This window comes from Hyphomonas sp. (assembly GCF_040882205.1).
GTDB lineage: Bacteria > Pseudomonadota > Alphaproteobacteria > Caulobacterales > Hyphomonadaceae > Hyphomonas.
The window spans coordinates 1-4,195 of sequence record NZ_JBBEBT010000163.1 but is presented as its reverse complement, the minus strand read 5'-3'; the positions used below and the strand labels follow the sequence as shown (position 1 = coordinate 4,195).

At 61.8% G+C, this 4,195-nt stretch carries 5 protein-coding genes, 1 tRNA gene and 1 pseudogene; 5 read left to right on the top strand and 2 right to left on the bottom strand.

The window, feature by feature from the left end; genetic code table 11:
- Nucleotides 1-1,289, top strand: a 1,289-nt coding sequence (locus WEA77_RS06595) for a tetratricopeptide repeat protein (RefSeq protein WP_368067075.1), incomplete at its 5' end; no start/stop codon positions are given.
- Between the two features lie 173 nt (nt 1,290-1,462).
- Here WEA77_RS06595 and WEA77_RS06590 read toward each other — a convergent pair.
- Nucleotides 1,463-1,552, bottom strand: a tRNA-Ser gene (locus tag WEA77_RS06590).
- 103 nt (nt 1,553-1,655) lie between these two features.
- Nucleotides 1,656-2,222: a TetR/AcrR family transcriptional regulator gene (locus WEA77_RS06585; RefSeq protein WP_368067074.1), complete on the bottom strand. Its 567-nt coding sequence runs from the start codon at nt 2,220-2,222 to the stop codon at nt 1,656-1,658.
- Between the two features lie 248 nt (nt 2,223-2,470).
- Here WEA77_RS06585 and WEA77_RS06580 point away from each other — a divergent pair, with 248 nt between their 5' ends.
- From WEA77_RS06580 to obgE, 4 genes and pseudogenes are all read left to right on the top strand, one after another.
- Nucleotides 2,471-2,860 carry a 50S ribosomal protein L21 gene (locus WEA77_RS06580; protein WP_368067073.1) on the top strand — a complete coding sequence of 130 codons (390 nt, stop codon included), beginning with the start codon at nt 2,471-2,473 and terminating at the stop codon, nt 2,858-2,860.
- Nucleotides 2,861-2,909: 49 nt separating this feature from the next.
- Nucleotides 2,910-3,179 (top strand): 50S ribosomal protein L27, encoded by a 270-nt coding sequence (gene rpmA / locus WEA77_RS06575; RefSeq protein WP_368067072.1) that lies wholly within the window; start codon nt 2,910-2,912, stop codon nt 3,177-3,179.
- Between the two features lie 144 nt (nt 3,180-3,323).
- On the top strand, nt 3,324-3,848 hold the full coding sequence (locus tag WEA77_RS06570; RefSeq protein ID WP_368067071.1) for a GNAT family N-acetyltransferase: 525 nt from the start codon (nt 3,324-3,326) through the stop codon (nt 3,846-3,848).
- Between the two features lie 19 nt (nt 3,849-3,867).
- Nucleotides 3,868-4,195: pseudogene (gene obgE / locus WEA77_RS06565) on the top strand (GTPase ObgE); the annotation flags it as partial.

Here is a 4,195-nt window from a genome sequence, read left to right as displayed (position 1 = left end):
AAATCCTCCTTAAGCAATTTCGCCGATCTGTCTCACAGTCGCTGACGGGGAACACCAACATCATCCAGACAGAACATGAACCTGACGACCGACTGGCGGCGGCATACAAAAATCGTTCCCGGCTTTTGAGCCGGCTCAGCGCTTATGATGCGGCTATCGCGGATTCCAACCGCGCCGTCGCCCTCGTTGCGGATGGCGAAAACTATCTCGCGCGAGCCACCGCCTATCTTGGCAGGGCCGGCGAAAGCCTGGCGGCGGCGGACTACGAGCACGCGATAGAAGATTACGACGAGGCCCTCAAACGGGATCTGGATCCTGCTAAGGTGTTGTTCCTGCGTGGCTGGGCCTACTCAAGTATAGGCGATTACGATCGCGCCATCATCGATTTCACGCGGGCGATCGACCTTGATCCGAACCTCATTGGACTGGCTGGCGGCGAATTAGAACGTTTAAGAGAAGCCCAGGCGCGGATCGCCGGTGGGCAAAAACCCGGTGATCAGAGGGCATGGTGCGCAGGCCAGGCGCTACCCGGGGAAGGCTTCACTGAGGACCTGCAAATCAAGGGCTGCACAACGCTCATCGAATCGAGAAAAGAAAACATCGATGATCTCGCTCAGGACTATTTCAATCGCGCCAGCGCCCATGATTTCACAGGAGACCACGAGCGCGCCATAGCCGATTATAAAATGGCGCTTGGCGGCTATGAATTGCCGGGGACACCTGTTCCGGCGGCGATCGCGGTCTCCTATCTTCGACTGGGCATGATCTACTATTTGCAGGCGGACTACGATGCGGCGCTTGCCTATCTAGATCAGGCGGCCATCGCGAACCCAGAGGCCGTTCTGCCGATCACCTATCGCGGCTATGTACATCACGATAACGCCAAGTTCGATCTGGCGATAGCGGACTTTGATCGGGTGATCGAATTGCAGCCGGATTCCGCCGAGGCCCTCCTGCACCGCAGCATGGCCTTCAACGGCAAGCGGGACTATGAGCGTGCACTCGTGGACTGCAATGAAGCCATCAGATTATCGCAAACGTCGGAAGCCACAGAGGGGCACAATAGCTGCGGTAATGCTCATTTTGGCCAGGGAAATTTCAAACAGGCAATCGACGACTACGATCTGGCGCTCAAGCTATGGCCCGAATATCCTGAAGCTCTGTATGGACGCGGCGCGGCCAAAATTCGCATTGGCGACCGGATCGGTGGCCAAGCTGATATCGACACAGCGCGCAACCTGAAGGCCGATGTCGAGATGGGGGAACTCAAGCTCAATATCGTACCATAATGGCGACGCGAACCTGGGGCTCTTTGGGTTTGCTGTTGGTATCTCGGACGCCGGGTTTAGATGTCCCGGGGGAAGAGCTGGTCCGCAAAAAAGGACGCAAATCCAATAGTTTTTGATGGTCATGCCCACTGATCCAGGTCGGTGGAGACAGTTTGTTTCGCATCTTGGTGCGTTGGCGGAGAGGGAGGGATTCGAACCCTCGATACCCTTGCGAGTATACCGGTTTTCGAGACCGGCGCGATCGACCACTCCGCCACCTCTCCGCGCCGGGGTCTTAGAAGGGCGGTGAACTATCCCGGACTGGCCCGGAGCGCAAGCGTCCTTCAGGTAATTCGCGCGCCGCCCGCGTCTTTTATACCTCTCGGTTCAGCGCAGCGCTCTCAGCGCCAGTTCCGCCAGCGCCTGCAACTGCGCCGCGCCGGCGCCGCTGCGGGCCGCAACGCGGACGGCGTTGATCGTCGCGGCCAGGAAAGCCGCCGCCTCTTTCACGTCGATCTCGGGACCCGCGCTGCCCTCTTGCTGCGCCTCGCGCAGGCGCGCCGCCAGGACGGCCAGGAAGCGGCGCTCCGCCGCCGCGAGGATCGCTGTCAGCTCTGCCCGGCTGCGTCCGAACTCACACACGGCGCAAAGGCCGAGGCACGCCTGCGCCGCCTTCGCCCGCACCCGCGCCAGCAGGATTTCCAGCCCGTCGATGGCGCGCGGGCCCGTGCTCAGGGCGAGGAGGTGGTCCTCGGTATCCTGCGTGACGTCCCGCTTCACGGCGGCCAGATAGAGGCCCCACTTGTCGCCGAAGGCACCGTAAAGGCTCTGCCGGCCGATCCCCATCGCGCGGCTCAGGTCCGCCGCCGAGCTCGCGGCAAAGCCCTGCTCCCGGAACACGCCGATAGCTTCGTCCAGCGCGGTGCCCAGGTCAAATTCGCGAGGTCTTGCCATGCCGGGGAGATAGTATTTCTGGAACGATTGGTCAATAATCCTGCTTTTTGCAGCATTCCGCCTGAATGCACGTCTCTCCCGTCGCGCTCAAACCTGCGGCCGTTACGGCGATTCCGGCGTATCGGGTGCTCGCAACTCCGGATTTGACACGGCCGCCGCTTTGGTGTTTACCCCGCACGTCGGTCGCAGCGCCCTGCCGGGTGCGGCGACCTCCCTGTTTCAGACGTTCAATCCGGAAGGATGCGCCCATGTTCGCGGTCATCAAGACAGGTGGCAAGCAGTACAAAGTGTCCGAAGGCGACACGCTTGTCATCGAAAAGCTGTCGGCTGCGGCCGGCGATACGGTTACCTTCGACCAGGTTCTGATGATTGGCGAAGGCGCCGGCATCACCATCGGCGCGCCCACCGTCGCCGGCGCGACGGTCACCGCTGAAGTCTCCGCCGATGTGCGCGGGCCCAAGCTGATTACCCGCAAGAAGCGCCAGCGCCAGACCTACCGCCGCACGATCGGCCACCGTCAGGACCTGATGGAAGTCAGGATCACCGGCATCAGCGCCGAAGGCGAGAAGAAGAAAGCCGCACCGCGCAAGAAAGCTGCGCCCAAGGCTGAAGCTGCTGAAGCAGCAACCGAAGAGTAATTTCCCGGGACCAGGGTCCCACTGAACGAACAGGCAAGAGGAGCAGACTATGGCTCACAAGAAATCAGGCGGCTCTTCGCGTAACGGTCGCGATTCCAACCCCAAATATCTCGGCGTGAAAAAGTACGGCGGCGAAGTCGTCGTTCCGGGGATGATCCTCGTGCGTCAGCGCGGCACGGTGAAGTGGCCGGGCAAAGGCGTCGGCATGGGCAAGGATCACACCCTGTTCGCGCTTAAAGGCGGAAAGGTAGAGTACGCCCACAAGTCTGGTGGCCGCGTATTCGTGAACGTCGTCGCGATGGCGGACGCGGCAGAGTAACGGCCGGCAACAGCAACCGGCCTCGCACAGACGAGTGGCCGGGTCGCTGTTGAAGACGACCAGTTTCCGGGGGGAGGCAGGCCACTGTCTCCCCTTTTTCGTTTTCACCTCCCCCACCCAAGGCATAACCCGTGAGAGGCCGCCATGAGTGAGACAGAGATACAGACCGCCCGGCTGCTGCTTCGGCCCGTCACCCCGCAGGACAGCGGACCGTTCACGAATGCAGTAAACGATCCGCGCATCTACCTGATGCTTGCGAGCGTTCCACCGGCGCAGACCAAGGCCCAGACCCTCGCCTGGATCGCCACGCATGACCGCGCCCGCCAAGAGGGCACGGGCTATTTCTACGCCATCACCACCCATAAGGGCGGCCTTTGCGGGATCATCTCAGCGACCCGTCCGGACATCGGCGAACCGTTAGAGATCGGCTATTGGCTGATGCCGGAATACTGGGGCAAAGGCCTGTGCACCGAAGCCGGCACGGGCCTCATCGGCTGGCTCGAAGTCAGCCGCAACACCCGCGTCCTCGTCGCCGGCCACTTCGCCGACAACCCCGCCTCGGGCCGCATCCTGACGAAACTCGGCTTTCTCCCCTGCAGCCGGCGCCCGATGTTCAGCAAAGGACGGGGCACGATGTCAGACCACATCATGATGGCGCGGATCGCCTGAAACAGATAAGAGCCCACTCATGAAGTTCCTCGACCAGGCCAAAGTCTATATCCGCTCCGGTGACGGCGGCGCGGGCGCCGTCTCGTTCCGGCGCGAGAAGTTCATCGAGTATGGCGGCCCGGACGGCGGCGATGGCGGGCGCGGCGGCGATGTATGGGCCCTCGCCGTCGAAGGCCTGAACACTCTGATAGACTTCCGCTACCAGCAGCATTTCAAAGCCAGGAAGGGCGGTCATGGTATGGGCCGCAACCGTTTCGGCGCGGGCGGCGACGACGCCATCCTTATGGTCCCCGTCGGCACGCAAATCTATGAGGAAGACCAGGAAACCCTGATCGCCGACCTGATCG

What these genes read in the sequence shown, in the direction of transcription:
- WEA77_RS06585 (WP_368067074.1), bottom strand. Translation starts at nt 2,222, where the DNA reads ATGGCAAGACCTCGCGAATTTGACCTGGGCACCGCGCTGGACGAAGCT.
- WEA77_RS06580 (WP_368067073.1), top strand. Translation starts at nt 2,471, where the DNA reads ATGTTCGCGGTCATCAAGACAGGTGGCAAGCAGTACAAAGTGTCCGAA.
- rpmA (WP_368067072.1), top strand. Translation starts at nt 2,910, where the DNA reads ATGGCTCACAAGAAATCAGGCGGCTCTTCGCGTAACGGTCGCGATTCC.
- WEA77_RS06570 (WP_368067071.1), top strand. Translation starts at nt 3,324, where the DNA reads ATGAGTGAGACAGAGATACAGACCGCCCGGCTGCTGCTTCGGCCCGTC.